Annotated in this window: 12 protein-coding genes; 2 read left to right on the top strand and 10 right to left on the bottom strand. The window is 71.2% G+C overall.

Annotated elements, in window-relative coordinates; translation table 11 throughout:
• Positions 1-17 precede the first annotated feature (17 nt).
• From EV375_RS04145 to pyrG, 6 genes are all read right to left on the bottom strand, one after another.
• Entirely contained in the window at positions 18-833 is an 816-nt protein-coding gene (locus EV375_RS04145) for a hypothetical protein (protein ID WP_130298242.1), read from the bottom strand.
• The gene (locus EV375_RS04150) at positions 830-2,023 is read right to left on the bottom strand and encodes a ParA family protein (protein WP_130298243.1); all 1,194 of its coding nucleotides are present in this window, start codon (positions 2,021-2,023) and stop codon (positions 830-832) included. Before EV375_RS04150 ends, EV375_RS04145 begins: the two co-directional genes overlap by 4 nt.
• 396 nt (positions 2,024-2,419) lie before the next feature.
• Entirely contained in the window at positions 2,420-3,535 is a 1,116-nt protein-coding gene (gene ald / locus EV375_RS04155) for an alanine dehydrogenase (protein ID WP_130301588.1), read from the bottom strand.
• 226 nt (positions 3,536-3,761) lie between these two features.
• A complete protein-coding gene (locus EV375_RS04160) occupies positions 3,762-5,939 on the bottom strand; it encodes a tetratricopeptide repeat protein (protein ID WP_486588269.1) in 2,178 nt (725 codons plus the stop codon).
• Between the two features lie 179 nt (positions 5,940-6,118).
• Positions 6,119-6,778 carry an NUDIX hydrolase gene (locus tag EV375_RS04165; protein ID WP_130298244.1) on the bottom strand — a complete coding sequence of 220 codons (660 nt, stop codon included), beginning with the start codon at positions 6,776-6,778 and terminating at the stop codon, positions 6,119-6,121.
• A gap of 3 nt (positions 6,779-6,781) precedes the next feature.
• On the bottom strand, positions 6,782-8,434 hold the full coding sequence (gene pyrG / locus EV375_RS04170) for a CTP synthase (protein ID WP_130301590.1): 1,653 nt from the start codon (positions 8,432-8,434) through the stop codon (positions 6,782-6,784).
• 473 nt (positions 8,435-8,907) lie between these two features.
• On the opposite strand from pyrG, the gene EV375_RS04175 reads away from it, so the two are divergent.
• On the top strand, positions 8,908-10,722 hold the full coding sequence (locus tag EV375_RS04175; protein WP_165434817.1) for a glycoside hydrolase family 15 protein: 1,815 nt from the start codon (positions 8,908-8,910) through the stop codon (positions 10,720-10,722).
• A gap of 204 nt (positions 10,723-10,926) precedes the next feature.
• Here the strand turns inward: EV375_RS04175 and EV375_RS04180 are convergent, their stop codons facing one another.
• On the bottom strand, positions 10,927-12,099 hold the full coding sequence (locus tag EV375_RS04180) for a beta-1,3-glucanase family protein (protein ID WP_130298245.1): 1,173 nt from the start codon (positions 12,097-12,099) through the stop codon (positions 10,927-10,929).
• The gene (locus tag EV375_RS04185; RefSeq protein ID WP_130298246.1) at positions 12,096-13,052 is read right to left on the bottom strand and encodes a glycoside hydrolase family 16 protein; all 957 of its coding nucleotides are present in this window, start codon (positions 13,050-13,052) and stop codon (positions 12,096-12,098) included. Before EV375_RS04185 ends, EV375_RS04180 begins: the two co-directional genes overlap by 4 nt.
• A gap of 110 nt (positions 13,053-13,162) precedes the next feature.
• Between EV375_RS04185 and EV375_RS04190 the strand changes: the two genes are divergently transcribed.
• Entirely contained in the window at positions 13,163-14,212 is a 1,050-nt protein-coding gene (locus EV375_RS04190; protein ID WP_486588270.1) for a LacI family DNA-binding transcriptional regulator, read from the top strand.
• Positions 14,213-14,344: 132 nt separating this feature from the next.
• Here EV375_RS04190 and EV375_RS04195 read toward each other — a convergent pair whose 3' ends face one another.
• Both EV375_RS04195 and recN read right to left on the bottom strand, forming a co-directional pair.
• Positions 14,345-15,511 carry a glycosyltransferase family 4 protein gene (locus EV375_RS04195; RefSeq protein ID WP_486588271.1) on the bottom strand — a complete coding sequence of 389 codons (1,167 nt, stop codon included), beginning with the start codon at positions 15,509-15,511 and terminating at the stop codon, positions 14,345-14,347.
• Positions 15,512-15,796: 285 nt separating this feature from the next.
• Complete coding sequence (gene recN / locus EV375_RS04200) at positions 15,797-17,557, bottom strand: DNA repair protein RecN (protein WP_130298248.1); 1,761 nt, start codon at positions 17,555-17,557, stop codon at positions 15,797-15,799.
• Between the last annotated feature and the right edge of the window lie 28 nt (positions 17,558-17,585).

A 17,585-nucleotide genomic window follows, 5' to 3' on the forward strand; every position in this document is an offset into this window, starting at 1 on the left:
TGGCGCACAGGAATGTTTCAGCGCCCCCGCAGCCGCCGTACGAGAATGCTCGCGTCCCCGCGGGATTCCAGGTCGGCCAGGACGACGGCCACCGCCTCGCGCACGATGCGCCCACGGTCCACGGCCAGGCCGTGCTCGCCGCGCAGCACGAGGCGGGCGTGCTCCAGGTCCATCAGTTCCTCGGCGGAGACGTAGACCGTGATCTTCTCGTCGTGCCGCTCGCGGCCGCTGGGGCGCCTGTTGGCGCCGCGCCCCCCGCGCCGTGGTGAACCGGCGGTCTGCTGACGGGACCTGGGCTCGGCCGCCCGCGGACTCTTCGGCTGCTGCGGCGACTTCGGGCCGCCTGCCGCAGCCGTCTGTCCGGTCCGCCGGGGCGGGATCTCCACGCCCGGGGAGCCCGCCTGGCCGCCTCCACCCGAGGAGCCGGCCGCAGCCTGGGACGTTCCCTGGCCCGGCACCGCCGGGCGCGGCGCGGGCCGGCTCGCCTGTTCGCCGCCCTCACGGCCGGTGTGTTCGCCGCCGCCCGCCCCGGCGGTGCCGCCGGGCGCCGCTCCGGCCTCCGCGGTGGACTCGTCGCCCTCTCCCGCGGCGCTGTGCTCGCTCTGCCCGCCGTCCTCGGTGAGGCCGCCACCGGCCGTGTCGTCGCCGGCCGCGGCATCCGCGGCGCCCGCGGAGTCCTGTTCACCGGCGGGTGCCGGAACGCGGGTGGTGGACTGTGCGCTCTTGCCGGACGGCTCCTCACCGTTGGCGTGGTTCTGGTTGGCGGGGGACGACGGCTGGACCGCTGAGCCCCCGGTCGTACGGAACAGTTCGTCAGCTGCAGGAAGACTCACTCGGCGTGGCACCGGGCGAGCACCTCCCTGGCGAGCTGGCGATAAGCGGCTGCACCCACGGAGTTGGAGGCGTACGTCGTGATCGGCTCGCCCGCGACGGTCGTCTCCGGGAAGCGGACGGTGCGCCCGATGACCGTGTGGTAGACGTTGTCGTCGAAGGCCTCGACGACACGCGCCAGAACCTCGCGGCTGTGCACCGTTCGCGAGTCGTACATCGTCGCCAGGATGCCGTCGAGCTCCAGCTCCGGGTTGAGCCGCTCCTGCACCTTCTCGATCGTCTCGGTGAGCAGGGCGACACCGCGCAGCGCGAAGAACTCGCACTCCAGCGGCACGATCACCTTGTGCGCCGCCGTGAGCGCGTTCACGGTCAGCAGACCGAGCGAGGGCTGGCAGTCGATGACGATGAAGTCGTAGTCGTTCAGCAGGGGTTGGAGGGCGCGCTGCAGTGTCGACTCGCGGGCGACCTCGCTCACGAGCTGAACTTCGGCCGCCGAGAGGTCGATGTTGCTCGGCAGCAGGTCCATTCCCGCCACGGCCGTCTTGAGCAGCACCTCGTCGGGTGCCAGGCCGCGCTCCATCAGGAGGTTGTAGACCGTGAGTTCGAGCTCCATCGGGTTCACGCCGAGGCCCACCGACAGCGCCCCCTGAGGGTCGAAGTCGACAAGCAGCACGCGCCGTCCGTACTCCGCGAGCGCCGCGCCCAGGTTGATGGCGGAGGTCGTCTTTCCGACGCCGCCCTTCTGGTTGCACATCGCGATGATCTTCGCCGGGCCCGGTTCGTTGACCGGGCCGGGGATCGGGAAGTACGGGAGCGGGCGCCCGGTCGGGCCGATCCGCTCGCGGCGCTGCCGGGCGGCGTCGGGCGCGAGCGTGGCCGCGTACTCGGGGTCTGGTTCGTACTCCGCGTCCGGGTCGTAGAAGTGCCCTTCGGGCAGCTCGCCGTAGGGGACGCGGTGCGGGTCACTGTAGTCGGCGAGTTCGGCGGACTCGTCGCCCGCCGAGTTGCCGGCCATGGCGTTCACTTGGCGGCCGTCCATGCTCTGTTGGGCTGTCGTGGTCGGTGATGCGTTCTGGTGGGCGGCGAAGGTGCGGACAGCGACGGAGCCGACACCCTCGGACCCCGAGGACTCCTGGCCCCGCGCAGGTGCTCCTGGTTGACCACCCCCGGGAGAAAATGTCGACTCATTCACAAGTCGTCCTACCTCCTTGGTGACCAGGAAACTTCTAGACAGGTCAGCGTGACACCATGCCGATGATTGGCGACTCTATGGCGTGTCGGCGGTTCGCAGCAACACAATCCACCGGAGACGGCACGATGTGTCGAGCTGCGAACACTTCGCTGTCAAGAGGCAATGCGGGTCGGGGCACCCCTTCGAAGAGGCCGCCGGAGCGGCCCGGAGACACGTGAACGGCGCGGTCGCAGCCCGCGGTTGAGCCGCTGTCACCCCCCGGAGCCACCGAGGAATCACCCTGGAATACGTCGCCGGCCCGGCTGCCGCAGCGGCGGCGGGCCGGGCCGGTGACGTCCGGTGACGTGCCCTCAATGGCAGGTCGGCGGCATTGACTTGCGCGGTTGACGTGCTGAATCAGCCCAGCAGCGTGCCGAGTTCACGGCTGCCGAAACCGTGGGCCTCGGCGACGGGCCCGTAATAGACCTCTCCGTCATGGACGTTCAGCCCCTTGGCCAGCGTCCCGTCCCGGCGAAGTGCCTCCCGCCAGCCGCAGTTGGCCAGCTCGACGATGTAGGGAAGCGTCGCGTTGGTCAGCGCGTACGTCGACGTACTGGGCACGGCGCCCGGCATGTTGGCGACGCAGTAGAAGACCGACTCGTGCACCTGGAAGGTCGGTTCGGCGTGCGTCGTCGGCCGGGCGTCCTCGAAACAGCCGCCCTGGTCGATGGCGATGTCGACAAGAACACTTCCCGGCTTCATACGGGAGACCAGCTCGTTGCTCACCAGCTTCGGCGCCTTCGCACCCGGGATCAGCACCGCGCCGACGACCAGGTCCGCCTCGAGGACGGCACGCTCCAGCTCGTAGGCGTTGGAGGCGACCGTGCTCACCTTGGTGCCGAAGATGCGGTCGGCCTCGCGCAGCTTGTTGACGTCCTTGTCGAGGAGCGTGACGTGGAAGCCCAGTCCGATGGCGATCTGCGTGGCGTTCCAGCCGGAGACGCCGCCGCCGATGACGACGGCCCGCCCGGCCGCCACACCCGGCACACCGCCGGGCAGCACACCGCGGCCGCCGGCGGAACGCATCAGGTGGTAGGCGCCGACCTGCGGGGCGATGCGGCCGGCGACCTCGGACATCGGAGCGAGCAGCGGCAGTGCGCGGTTGGCCGTCTCGACCGTCTCGTAGGCGATCGCCGTCGTGCCCGATTCCAGGAGCGCCTCGGTGCACTCCCTGGACGCGGCCAGATGGAGATAGGTGAAGAGCGTCTGGTCCTTGCGCAGCCGCCCGTACTCCTCGGCGACCGGCTCCTTGACCTTCAGCAGCATGTCGGCGGTGGACCAGACCTCGTCGGCGGAGCCAAGGATGGTGGCTCCGGCTGCGACGTACTCCTCGTCCGGGATGGAGGAGCCGAGCCCGGCTCCGCTCTCCACCGTGACCTGGTGTCCGTTGCGTACGAGTTCGTGCGCCCCGGCCGGGGTGATGGCCACGCGGAACTCGTTGTTCTTGACCTCGCGGGGGATGCCGACCTTCACGTCGATCACGGTCCTTGACTTCGGGTTGTTTCGGAAGTGCCCGCACCTGTGGGCGCGGAAGCATCCGTGGCGCACATCCCGGTACGGCGGCATATGAAGCCCATGGGAGGTATATGCCGGCTTGTCGCATGGACGGCCACGGCTCCGCCAGTTTAATGAAGGATCGCGCGCTGTCCAGCCTTACAAACAACCAATTTTTTCTGTCACGGCTATTAGTTTCTTAGGTCTACTCCATGTGCACCGTCAGATCGTGCGCATCCAGCAGCTCTTCGGCGGCACGGCGGTGCTTTGCGCCTTCCCGAACGTCCCCCGTCCGGTCGCACGCGTCGGCCAGCCTGAGCAGCAGGGCCGCCCGCAGCCGTACGTCCTCCGCGTCCCGCACGGCCTGGAGCGCCTGACGGCACACGCGCACCGTCTCCTGCGGACGTCCCGCACGCTCGTGCACCCTGGCGAGTTCGGCCAGCGCACGGGCATGGGCGCACGCGTCGCCCAGCCTGCGGAAGTTCGCCGCCGCCGCACGCCACTCGCGCAGTGCCTCCCCGAAGTGCCCGGCGGCGGTGTGCACCGCACCCAGCCGTCCGTGGAGACGGGCCGCGGGGGCAGCGGCGTCCCGGGTCTGGTGGTGGGCGAGGGCGCGGCCGTACCAGTCGGCCGCGCGCTCCAGATCGCCCATGTCCTCGTAGGTGGAGCCGATGGACTCCAGGGCGCGTGCGGCGGCGTGATGATCCTGCGCGCGGCGTCCGTCACGGCCGGGACCGCCGTCCCGGCCGCTGCGCACGCGGGCGGCGCCTTCGTCGCCGTCCCCGTCGCGGGCCGTCTCCAGTGCGGCCCGGTAGCGCTGAAGGGCACGGGAGTGCCGGCCCGTCCGGGCGTCCAGATCCCCGAGGTTGAGCAGCGCCGCGGCCCGCTCCCTCTGCAGATCCGCACGTTCGGCGACGTCGAGCACCAGCTCGTGCAGCCGGTAGAGCTCCGGCGCGGCCTCCTCGGGCGAGCGGTGGGCGTCGAAGGCGCGCGCCAGTGCGGAGATCAGCCGACGCGCGAGGCCGTCGAGTCTGCCGCCGCCCTCCGCGACGGCGAGCCGGGCCGCGGCGAGTATCGCGGGACGCCGGGCCTCCAGCCATTCGCGCGCCTCTCGGCGCGTGGCGAAGCGGACCGTACGGGGCAGCAACGCCAGGCGCTCGCGGGCTTCGGAACCCTCCGGCTCGGTGACGGCATGGCAGGCCCGCAATTGCCGTACGGTCCGCTCGAGCATCCGCGCACGGGCGAAGACCGTCCTGTCCGGGCCTTCGTGTTCCGCGAGTTCGGCGCGCAGCAGCGGGTCCAGGCAGCGCGGCACCGCGTAGCAGCCGGGCGCGAGCACGCTGGTGCGGAGCAGTCCGAGCCGCAGGAACTCCTCGAGGATCTGGCGGGCGGCCGCCACCGGGCAGCTCGCCAGTGACGAGGCCGTGTGAGCGTCGACGAGACCGTCCGGGGCGAGAGCGAGCATCCTCAGCACGCGGGCCGGCGTCTTGGCCAGGGAGCCCGCGACGAGGCGGAACGCGCGCTCCAGAGGGTCGCTGTGCGGCAGTTGTGCGAGCTCCTTCGCGGCGTCCGCCACGGAGAGTTTCGGCCGTGCGGCCAGCCATCCGCCCGCCAGGACGAGGGCGGCGGGCAGGTGCCCGCAGGCCTCTGCGACGAGTTCGGCGCTGCGCGGGTCGACGGTCGTACGGTGCGGGGCGCCCGCACGTGACGCGAGCAGCGAGACGGCGTCGTCGCGGTCCAGCCCTCCTACGGCGCAGGGCCGCACGTCCGGCACTCCGGTCAGCGGCCCGGCCGCGACGGCGACGACGAGGCAGTCACGGGTGTCGGGAAGCAGGTCGAGCACCTGCTCGGGCAGCGTCACGTCGTCCAGGAGCAGCAGCACCCGGCGGCGTCCCAGCTCAGTCCGCAGCGTCCCGGTCAGTTCGTCCTCGTCGGCTCCCGCGGGAACGGGGTCGGGGCCCAGAGCCGCCAGCAGGTCGCGCGCCGTGCGTTCCGTGGGTACGGGAGTGCCGCCGGGCTCGGTGAGGCGGGCGCGGAGAACGCCGTCGGTGAAGCGGTCCGACGCCTGCCGTGCGAAGGTCTCCGCGAGCGCCGTACGGCCGGACCCCGGCCGGCCCGCGACGAGCAGGACGCGGCTGTGCGGCGAGGGACGACCGGAGAGCGTGTGCAGGCCCGCCTTCTCCATGTCGGCCAGCATCTGGGCGAGTTCGCTCTCACGACCCGTGAAGTGGCCTGAGGGCGCCGGAACCGCGGCTCTCCCGGCCGGCCCGCCACCGCCGCGCGGTTCACCCTCGCGCGAGTCGTCCTCGCACGGTTCGCCCTCGCGCGTCCCGCCGCCGGATGCGCCGTCCGTGCCTGCGGGCTGCACCGCCTGATCCGTCACGGGCCACGCTCCCGTCCACCTGCGTCCGCGCGTACGAGCCCGCCGCAGCAGCGACCGGGCACGCACAGAGCGTAGTTCACCGCAGGCGACGGCATGCGGTTCGCACGCCGCACGCGCCGGGAGCGCTCAGGCCGCGCGGGCGGGCGCGGGCGGCGGGGCCAAAGCGCCCGCGCCGGGGGCTACTTCTCGAACGGGCGGGCGGGCCACGGCGCGTCGGCCGGACGCAGCGATTCCAGACCGGGCCCGGACCGCGCGGCGGTCAGCGCCAGAACGCCCACCACGAGGCAGTTGTTGTGCAACTCCCCCGCGAGCACGCCGCGTACGAGATCCGCCAAGGGCACCCGTGCCAGCTCCATGTCGGCCTCCTCTTCGGAGACTTCGAAGCGTTCGCCGTCGGCGGCGCCGATCTCGCGCGCGAGGAAGATGCGCACGGCCTCGTCGGAGCCGCCGGGAGTGGTGTAGACGTCGGCAAGAACCCGCCAGTCCTCCGCCTTGACGTGCGCCTCCTCGTACAGTTCGCGCCGCGCCGCATGCAGAGGGTTCTCGCCGGGGACGTCGAGGAGCCCGGCCGGGATCTCCCACAGCTTCTCCCGCACCGGGTGCCTGTACTGGCTCAGCACCAGCACACGGTCCTCGTCGTCGAGGGCGAGCACGGCGACCGACCCGGGGTGCACCTGGTAGTCGCGGCGGACGACGGAACCGTCGGGCATGACGACGTCGTCGGTACGCACGCCGGTCTTCTTGCCCTCGAAGGGCAGTGCGGTCGAGGTGACCTCCCACGCCTCGGGAGCGTCGGCGATGTGCTTTCCGGAACGCACCGGCGGCCTGTCCTCCGTCATGCCTCAGTCCTCGCCCTGCTGCCGTGCCACGGCGGCCGCGACCAGACCGGCGAAGAGCGGGTGGGGGCGCGTCGGCCGCGAACGCAGTTCGGGGTGGGCCTGCGTGGCGACCAGGTACGGGTGCACCTCGCGGGGGTACTCCAGGTACTCCACGAGCTTGTTGTCCGGTGAGGTGCCGGAGAAGACGAGGCCTGCCTTCTTCTCCAGTTCGCCGCGGTAGGCGTTGTTGACCTCGTACCGGTGGCGGTGGCGTTCCTCGACGTACGGCTCGTCGCCGTACACCTCCCGCACGATGGAGCCCTCGGCGAGCTTCGCGGGGTAGAGACCGAGCCGCATCGTGCCGCCCATGTCGCCCTCGCCCGCGACGATGTCGAGCTGCTCGGCCATGGTGGAGACCACAGGGTGCGCCGTGCCCTGCTCGAACTCGGTGGAGTCGGCGTCCTCGATGCCGGCCAGGTTCCGCGCCGCCTCGATGACGATGCACTGCAGGCCGAGGCAGAGCCCGAGGAGCGGGACCCGGTTCTCGCGCGCATACGTGATGGAGGAGAGCTTGCCCTCGACTCCGCGCTCCCCGAATCCGCCGGGGATGCAGATCGCGTCGCAGTCCCCGAGCTGCCTGCGGGCGCCCTCCGGCGTGCGGCAGTCCTCGGAGGTGACCCACTTGACCTTCACGCGGGCGTTGTTGGCGAAGCCACCCGCGCGCAGCGCCTCCGTCACGGACAGGTAGGCGTCGGGCAGATCGATGTACTTGCCGACGAGCGCGACCGTCACCTCGTGGTCGGGGTCGTGGACGCGGCGCAGCAGGTCGTCCCACTGCGTCCAGTCGACGTCCCGGAAGGGCAGGTCCAGCTTGCGCACGACGTAGGCGTCCAGGCCCTCCGCGTGCACGACCTTCGGGATGTCGTAGATGGACGGGGCGTCCTTGCAGGCGATGACGGCGCTGTCGTCCACGTCGCACATCAGGGAGATCTTGCGCTTGATGGAGCGGGGCACGTCCCGGTCGGCGCGCAGCACGATGCCGTCCGGCTGGATACCGATGCTGCGCAGCGCGGCCACGGAGTGCTGCGTCGGCTTCGTCTTCAGCTCCCCGGACGGGCCGATGTAGGGAAGCAGCGAGATGTGCACGACGAAGACGTTGTCACGGCCGACCTCGTGGCGCACCTGGCGCACGGCCTCGAGGAAGGGCAGGGACTCGATGTCGCCGACCGTGCCGCCGACCTCGGTGATGACGACGTCCACCTCGTCGGTCGCCAGGCGCCGGATGCGGTTCTTGATCTCGTTGGTGATGTGCGGGATGACCTGCACCGTGTCGCCCAGGTAGTCCCCGCGCCGCTCCTTGGCGATGACGCTGGAGTAGATCTGCCCGGTGGTGACGTTCGCGGACCCGTCGAGGTCCACGTCGAGGAAGCGCTCGTAGTGCCCGATGTCCAGGTCGGTCTCGGCGCCGTCGTTGGTGACGAACACCTCACCGTGCTGGAAGGGGTTCATGGTGCCCGGATCGACGTTCAGATACGGGTCCAGCTTCTGCATCGTGACGCGCAGGCCCCTCGCCTTGAGCAGCGCGCCCAGGCTGGAGGCGGTGAGCCCCTTGCCGAGTGAGGAGGCCACACCCCCCGTGACGAAAAGGTGCTTGGTCGTCCTGGACGTGGGCGGCAAAGGCAAGAGGTGCTCCCGTGGTAGCGAGGTGAGGTGCGCACCGGCGCCCTGACCTCGGTCACGCAGCGGTGCGCGAGCGGTTGTTCAGGGGTACCGTCGCTGCGGCTCGGGGGGCTTCCGTGCCGGAGATTCGAGGACGAATCCGGGAACTCCCGCCCACCGGTCCACGGGCCACCAGGGTATCAGCGACCCTCCCCCGGTGTGTCTCGCCGTGTGCCCGACTGCGTCCGGCGTCACAGCTCAGCGGCTTCAGGGAGCGCTCGTGCCGTTCCCCGAAGTGAGGGCATGGTCGCACCTCGTGAGCGGCCCCGTACAGGCTCACCGCATAGGCTCATCCATAGTGGGGAGAGCGCGGGCAGAGCCCGTCGCTCCGTCGTATCCTGCTCGGACGCTCGATCGGACACGTGATTGAGTGTGCTGGAAACCCGCAGGTCAACGCACGTCCCAAGGGGCGAGCCACAGTTCGACTGGAGATATACGTGGCTGGGCGCATCGAGGATTACGCACTCATCGGGGACATGCAGACCGCAGCCCTGATCGGCCGGGACGGCTCGGCGGACTGGCTGTGCCTGCCGCGCTTCGATTCCCATGCGGTCTTCGCAAGTCTCCTCGGCAGCGGGGAGCACGGGTGCTGGCAGGTGGGTCCCGCCGTCGCCGAGGGCACGGAGCCGCCGAGGGCGGACCGCAGGCGCTACCGCGGCGACTCGCTCGTCCTGGAGTCCGAGTGGGACACGCCGCGCGGCACCGTACGCGTCATCGACTTCATGCCGCCCCGTGAGCAGCACGCGCCGCAACTGGTGCGGATCGTGGAAGGTGTCAGCGGCCGGGTGCCGATGCGTTCCGCGCTTCGGATGCGCTTCTCGTACGGCTGGGTCGTGCCGTGGGTGCAGCAGATCGAGGGACGTACGGTCGCTGTCGCGGGGCCCGATTCGGTGTGGCTGGACACCGACGCCGAGACGTACGGCAAGGACCTGACGACGTACGCGGACTTCACCGTCTCCCCCGGCGAACGCGTCGCCTTCACCATCAGCTGGCAGGCGTCGCACAAGAGCCCCCCGGCCGAGCCGGACCCGGAGTCCGCCCTGGAGGCGACGCAGGAGTTCTGGCGCGAGTGGGTCGACCACTGTACGTACCACGGCCCCTACCGCGAGGCGGTCGTACGGTCGCTGATCACGCTGAAGGCGCTGACGTACGCGCCGACCGGCGGCATCGTCGCCGCCCCGACCACGTCGCTGCCGGAGTGCATCGGCGGCATGCGCAACTGGGACTACCGCTTCACGTGGCTGCGCGACGCGGCGATCACGCTGTCGTCCCTGCTGCGCACCGGCTACCACGACGAGGCGCTGGCCTGGCGCGAGTGGCTGCTGCGCGCGGTCGCCGGCGACCCGGAGAACCTTCAGATCATGTACGGCATCGCGGGTGAGCGGGAGCTGGGCGAGGCCGAGCTCAACTGGCTGCCGGGGTACGAGGGTTCGACACCGGTGCGGATCGGCAACGGAGCCGCCGGGCAGCTCCAGCTCGACGTCTACGGCGAGGTCACCGAGGCGCTGCACCTGGCACATATGACGGGTCTCTCACGCAACGACTACGCCTCGCTGCTCCAGTTGAAGCTCATCGGCTACCTGGAGGACCACTGGGACGAGCCGGACGAGGGCATCTGGGAGGTCCGCGGCCCGCGGCGGCACTTCGTGCACTCCAAGGTGATGGCGTGGGTCGCGGTGGACCGCACGGTCAAGCTGATCGAGTCCGGTGACGTGGACGGCCCGCTGGACAGGTGGCGCGACCTGCGCGACGAGATCCACCGCGACGTGTGCGAGAAGGGTTACGACAAGGAGCGCAACACCTTCACCCAGTCCTACGGTTCGCGCGAGCTGGACGCCTCACTGCTGCTGATCCCGCAGATGGGCTTCCTGCCACCCGACGACAAGCGCGTCATCGGGACGATCGAGGCGATCCAGCGGGAGCTGTCCACGGAGGACGGCTTCGTGCTGCGCTACCCCACGTCCCAGGTGGACGGCGCCAACCTCGACGGACTCCACGGCGAGGAAGGCGCGTTCCTAGCGTGCTCCTTCTGGCTAGCCGACGACCTCGCGATGATCGGAAGGGTGGAGGAGGCGCGGAAGCTCTTCGAGCGGCTGCTCTCGCTCCGCAACGACCTGGGTCTCCTCGCGGAGGAGTGGGACTCTCGTCTGCAGCGCCAAGTGGGCAACTTCCCGCAGGCGTTCAGCCATGTGCCCCTGATCGACACGGCCCTGCGGCTGACCGCCTCCGGGGCGTACAGCGGCTGACGCCGCACCACCCGCGCCCGGGCCCCGCAAGTGGACGCACGGGCACGGGATCCACGGACGAATCCACGCCCGCTGCCCGGCGACAACCGGCAGCGGGCGTGGACGTGAGGGAGGGGCCGCCCCCTGGGCCTGTCGGCCCGGGGGCCCGGGGCCGGAACTCCCCGGGGACCCGGCGGGTGGGCGCCGGCCCCGTGATCGGTTCCCTCAGAACGGGGTCAGCGTCAACGTCATTTCGCTGGCCCCGCCGTCTTCGATGTAGGAGGCGAAGCCCGCGACGTCGTCGAATGCGAAACCGTAGGCCTTGCCGTCCTCGGTGGCCGCGTGCATGGCCTTCACGTACTGGTGGGCGGACTTCCCCTTGTAGAACTCGGCGGGGTCGGTCGTCGGCTGGGAGGCCGCCGAGGCGAGCGTGGTCCGGTTGAACGCGGCGCCGAGGATGGCGGCCACCGGCCCGGTGGTGCCGTCGTTCGGCGCGGCGAGCTCGCCGTCGCAGAAGAGGATGTCCTTCGTACTGGGCTTGTTGAAGGAGACCTCGCCGGGCCCGGTGAAGGAGAGCTTGTCGCCGCTGACCTTGCCCGTGAACTTGCCGGCGTTGGTGGTGACGACGAGTTCCTTGCCGGAGTAGGTGCTCCACACTTCTTCGACGTACGCGTCGAAGAAGTCCTCGGCGAACTTCCCCTCGCCCATTCCGTGTCCGGGTGCGATGACGCGCTTGTCGTCGATCACCAGGTCGGAGAAGCCCTCGGCGGCGGCGACGGCCTTGAAGATCTGGTCGCGGCCGCCCTCCTTGAGGAAGCCGGTCTTCTGGTCCTTGTCGCCCGTGAGCTGGATGCCCAGCGGCACGCTGAACATGTCGACCATGGTGGTGTTGCAGTACATCGCGCCGTCCTTGTACGTGAACTCCGCGCAGTCGTGGAGCACCCCGAAGTTGGGGTCGGACTCCACCCAGCCCGCCGGATAGGCCAGCGCGGCCTTGCCGTCGCCGCCCTCGACCGCCTTGATCTTCAGCTTGTCGCCGAGCGCGAAGTAGATGCGTCCGGACATCTCGGGTAGCTTGAGCGTCGTCTCGCTGCCCGAGAGCGGAATGGCGTAGTCGGTGAAGCCGTCGCTGCCGTTGTCGCCCGCGGAGACCGTCTTCAGCTCGCCCTCCGGGGTGACGTGGACCTGGTTCGTCCCGTCGTTCCCGACGATGTAGACGTGAATCGACTTGTTGTCGAACTGACCGCTCTTGTTGACGATCTTCAACGACAGCGGGCCGGCCGCCTTGCGGGCGTTCTTGCGGGTCGCACCGCCGGCCTGCGTCACGAGGAGCCCTGCCGCCGGCACGGCGACGGCTGACGCGGCGGCACCGCGGATGAGGGACCTGCGGCTGATCACTTGGAGGCACCTCCGGTGCTTTCGACGGACACGTAGTCGACGGTCAGGGAGCCACCGGGCTTGGTGGCGGCGGTGGGCGTCTTCGAGCCCGCGACGCCGTCCGGGAAGGCGCCGCCCATGGCGAGGTTGAGCAGGATGAAGTGGCCGTGGTCCGTGGCCTGCGCCCAGGTCTCGGCGCCGACGTCGGACTCCTTCACGGAGTGGAACTGCTCGCCGTCGACGTACCAGCGCAGCTCCTCGGTCCCGCCGCTGCGGTCGAGTTCGAGCGCGTACTCGTGGAAGTCCGCCTTGCAGTCGCCGGCGCACTCGTGCGCCTTGCCGATGCCGGTCGTCTCGTTGCACGGCCCGCCCGGGTTGGTGCCGCAGTGCAGCACTCCGTGCGTGGTGTTCTGGCCGTTGACGTTCTCCATGATGTCGAACTCGCCGACACCGGGCCAGTTCTGGTAGTTGCCGCGGTACGCCTCGCCCAGGGTCCAGAAGGCCGGCCAGTAGCCGAGCGCCTCGTCGCCGGAGACGTCGGGCAGTTTGAGGCCCGCCTCGATGCGCATCTTGCCGCCCTCGGGTGCGGCGAAGTCCGTGCGCTTGGTCTCGATGCGTGCGGAGGTCCAGTTCTCACCGTCCTTCAAGGCGGTGATCTTCAGGTGGCCTTCGCCGTCGAGCTGGATGTTGTCCGTGCTGTCGGTGTATTCCTGGATCTCGCCGGTGCCCCAGTTGTCGGGCCCGCCCGGGTAGCTGTGCCCCTTGTCGATGATCCAGTCCTCCCCGGAGGGGAGTGACCCGGCGTCACCGTCGAAGTCCGTACGCCAGACCTCCTCCAGGGCCTGCGCCTTCTTCGTCTGCGCCCGGCCGTCGCCCTCGTCGGCCTGGGCGTACGGGGCCACACAGGTCCCGATGACCGCCGCTGCCGCGATGCCTGCAAGTGCCCAGCGCCGTCTGCCGCTCTTCAAGAGCATGACTTACGCTCCTCGTTGGTGGGGGGTGAGAGCGCTCTCACGTCATGGGCAGCACCCTGCCCATGAAACTCGCCATTGGTCAAGACCTTGGCAAAGAAAGGGAGTTGTTCGTGCACACTTTCCGCCAGTCCCGCCCGACGCTGGAGGCCGTGGCCGCCCATGCCGGGGTCTCACGGGCAACGGTGTCGCGGGTGGTCAACGGGGGGCCCGGCGTCCGCGCGGAGGTCCGCGAGAAGGTGCGGAACTCCGTGGAGGAGCTGGGGTACGTGCCCAACAACGCCGCCCGCACTCTCGTCACCCGGCGCACCGGCGCCGTGGCCGTCGTCATCGCGGAGCCTGAGAGCCGCGTGTTCGCCGACCCGTTCTTCGCGCAGCAGTTGCGGGGTATCAGTCGCGAACTGTCCGAGTACGACACGCAGTTGGTGCTGATGATGGTGGAGCGGCAGAAGGACTACGCGCGCATCGGGCGGTACCTGTCGGCCGGACACGTCGACGGCGCCCTGATGTTCTCCCTGCACGACGACGATCCCCTGCCCACGGTGGCCCGCCGGTCCGGCCTGCCGGCGGTCTTCGGCGGCAGGCCGGGCTGGCCCGGTGCCGAGGACGATGCGGAGCTGCTCTACGTGGACACGGACAACCGGGACGGTGCACGACAGGCCGTTGCTCATTTGCAGGAGCGAGGGCGGCGTACCATCGCCGTCATCAACGGGCCTCTCGACCAGACCTCCGCCCTGGACCGGATGCACGGTTACTGCGACGCCCTGGGCATCGGCGTGCACGAGGCCGATCCGGCGCTCGTCGCGCAGGGCGACTTCACCGCCGAGGGCGGCGAGCACGCCATGGCGCGGCTGCTCGACCTCTGCCCGTCCCTGGACGCCGTCTTCGCGGGGAACGACCTGATGGCGTCGGGGGCGCTGCGTACGCTGCGGGCCCGCGGCCGCCGCGTGCCCGAGGACGTGGCCGTGGTCGGCTACGACGACATGGAGCCCGCCGCATGGGCATCACCGCCCCTGACGACGGTGCGCCAGGACGTGGAAGGCATGGGCGGGATGATGGCCGAACTGCTGCTGCGGCGCATCGGGCTGGCGGGAGGGACGGACGACGCGCCGCCCGCGCCTGTCGTCACGCCGGCCACCCTGGTGGTCCGCGATTCGAGCTGAGAAACGGCAACGCGCCGGACGGGGGCGGCGCTCGGATCCCGCGCGGAAGGCAGGCGGAGGGCCCGGGACGGAGCCGGACGCAGAGGTACGGAGGCGAAGTCGTGGCGGCCGGGGACCGGTCGCCGAGGAGGCTCAGGAGCGGCCCGTACCCGTCAACTCGTCGTAGACGCTGAGGACATGCGCCACCGTCGACTCCTCCGTGGGCCAGTCCGCCGCCCGGGCCCGGCCCCGCTCGACGAGGCGCACGCGGCGCTCGGTGTCGGCCAGCAGGCCTCCTACGGCGGACGCGATGGCGTGCGAGTTTCCGTAAGGGATCAACTCGGCGGCGTCGCCGACCAGTTCGGGCACTCCACCGACCGAGGTGGCGACGAGCGGAACCCCTTCGTGCAGCGCCTCCTGCGCCAGCAGCGGACGGCTCTCCCAGCGTGAGCAGAGCAGTGCCACGTCCGCGCCGGCCAGCAGCTCGAAGGCGTCCTCCCGCCGGCCCAGCAGCCGAACAGGCAGCTCCTCGTCGTCGATACGCCGCTGCAACTCCGGCCGCCGCGGCCCTTCGCCGGCGATGGCGAGCAGCGGCGGCGGATCCATGTGCCGCCAGGCACGGGCGGCACTCAGCGCGGTGACGTAGCCGTGACGGTCGTCCAGACGTCCCACGCTGAAGACCAACGGACGCCCCACCGCCCCTACTTCGGCACGCGACTTGTGCGCTCCCCGGCTCTCGACGGCGGCCCGCGGCTCCGGCGGGCTCTCGTCGCGGGCGGAGCCGGGAAGGACGACGGGCGCGAGCCGCGCGTCGCGGGCGCCGCGCCGCCGTGCCCGGTCGACGAGGTCGGTGGTGACCGCCAGAACGACCGAGGCGCCACGGGCCACGCGCCGCTCCATCAGCTGCCGCAGCTGCGCCCGCGCCCCCGAGGCGCTGCCGCGGTGGTGCCAGGTGACCACGAGCGGGACCCGCCGCGCGCGCCCCGACAGAGTGAGCGTGGTGACGGCCAGGAGCCCGGCCCGCACGCCGTGGGCGTGCACGAGGTCGGCGTCCGCGCACAGCCGGCGGAGCACGGCCGCCGCCTCCGGCTCGCTGCGCGCGGGAAGCGGGGCGAAGCGGGCCCCGGCGCCGGTGAATCCGTACACGGCCTCCGCGCCCGGCGGCGCGCACACGGTCACCCGAAGGCCGCGCGCCACCAGCCCCTCCGTGAGTGAGCGCACATGGGCTCCGGTGCCGGCACTCGCACCGTCCACTACCTGGACGGCGTGCTGCGGCTCCCGGACGGCTGAGCGTGGGGACGTCGTGGGGGGACGGGTCACAGCAGGTCGAGCTCCAAAGAGGTTCGGTGCCGGTGCCGCACGGGGCACGGGCGGTCGGTGGGGCAAGGGGGCCGGGCCCTGGGGCGGGGCCGCGCGCCCAGCATGCCAGCCGGGCGGGTCCCGGGACACCGCGCCTGTGCGGGCGGTGCGGCACATCGCATGCGTACGGTACCGCCATCACTCACGCGAGTGATGCCGCCGGCCTTCAGAACCGCCCCGTCCCGGGCCGCCGAGAAGGCCGTCCGTCCGGCCGCTGCGGCTTCCGCCGCTCTCGTACGGTGCTGTTCAAGAACCGGAGCGCGCGGCTTCGAGCAGTTCCTCCGCGTGGGCCCTGGCCAGTTCGGAGTCCTCCTGCCCCGCGAGCATCCGCGACAGCTCCCGCACCCGGGACTCCCCCTCCATCGCCTTCACACCGCTGTGCGTGACGGAACCGTCATCGGTCTTCTCCACGACCAGATGCCGGTCGGCGAAGGCCGCGACCTGGGGAAGGTGCGTGACGACGACGACCTGGGCCGACCTGGCCAGCCGCGCCAGCCGCCGTCCCACCTCGACCGCGGCCTTGCCTCCGACTCCCGCGTCGACCTCGTCGAAGAGGTACGTGGGCACCGGGTCGGCGCCCGCGAAGACGACCTCCACGGCGAGCATCACGCGCGAGAGCTCACCTCCGGAGGCGCCCTTGGCCACGGGACGCGGCTGCGCCCCGGGGTGCGGCGCCAGCAGGAGCTCGACCTCGTCCGTGCCGTGCGGCCCGAACGCCACGCTGCGGCCGTCCAGTTCGAGTCCGGGGGTCCCGGCGGCAGCGTCGCTGCGTTTGAGGGAGAAGGACACCCGGGCGTGCGGCATGGCCAGTTCGGCCAGCTCCTCGGTGACGGCGTCCGCGAAGCGCTTGGCCGCGTCCGCACGGGCGTCCGTCAACTGCTGTGCAAGACCGGTGAGTTCGCTGACGAGCGCGTCGCGCTCCGCGGACAGTTCACCGATGCGTTCGTCGTCGCCCTCGAGTTCGGCGAGGCGTGCGGCGCTCTCCTCGGACCAGCTGAGGACGGCGGCGATGTCCTCGCCGTACTTGCGGGTGAGCTGCCCGAGGGCCGCGCGCCGCTCCTCGACGGCGGCGAGCCGCAGCGGGTCGGCGTCCAGATCGTCGGCGTATCCGGCGAGTTCGCCCGCCACGTCGCCCATCAGGATGGAGACCTCGCCGAGGCGGTCGGCGAGCGAGGCGAGCGCGGGGTCGTGCGCGCGCTGGGCCTCCAGGGCACGGTGCGCGGCCGAGACGAGCGCCGCCGCGTCGGAGTTCTCCGGGCGCCCGGTGTCCTCGGGATCGCCCGCGAGGGCCGCGTGCGCGGTGGTGGCGGCGGAGGCGAGTGCTTCGGCGTGGCCGAGGCGTTCGGCCTCCGCCGCGAGTTCGGTGTCCTCCCCCGCCCGCGGCTCCACCGCGGCGATCTCCTCCAGGCCGAAGCGGAGCATGTCCGCCTCCTGGGCCCGTTCGCGCGCGAGCGTGGTGATCTCGTCGAGTTCGCCGCTGACGCTGCGCAGCCGCTGGTACGCGGTGGTCCACCTGGCCAGCGGTGCGGAGACGGCCTCCCCGGCGAACCGGTCCAGGGCCTGCCGCTGGCGTGCCGGGCGCAACAGACCCTGCTGGTCGGACTGTCCGTGCACGGCCACGAGGTCGTCGCTCAGCTCGGCCAGCAGCCCGACGGGCACGGACCTGCCGCCGACGTGCGCACGAGAGCGGCCTTCGGCGGAGAGCGTGCGGCTGACGAGCAGCGCCCCGTCGTCGAGTTCGGCTCCGGCCTCGCCCGCGCGGACCGCGGCGGACGACTCCGGCGGCACGACTATGCGCCCCTCGACCACCGCGGCCGTGGCTCCCGCCCGTACGAGGGCGGCGTCGGCCCGCCCGCCGAGCAGCAGCCCGAGGCTGGTGACGACCATGGTCTTGCCCGCTCCGGTCTCACCGGTCACCGCGGTGAAGCCTGGGGACAGTTCGACGACAGCGTCGTCGATGACACCCAGGGACCTGATCCGCATCTCCTCCAACACGGGTACGACCATACGCAGTCCGTGGAGGTACCCCCACCCC

It is taken from the genome of Streptomyces sp. CNZ301, assembly GCF_004217425.1.

Bases quoted from the DNA above. Each gene is read 5' to 3' on its own strand.
- EV375_RS04165 (WP_130298244.1), bottom strand. From the start codon at position 6,778: ATGACGGAGGACAGGCCGCCGGTGCGTTCCGGAAAGCACATCGCCGAC.
- EV375_RS04185 (WP_130298246.1), bottom strand. From the start codon at position 13,052: ATGCTCTTGAAGAGCGGCAGACGGCGCTGGGCACTTGCAGGCATCGCG.
- recN (WP_130298248.1), bottom strand. From the start codon at position 17,557: ATGGTCGTACCCGTGTTGGAGGAGATGCGGATCAGGTCCCTGGGTGTC.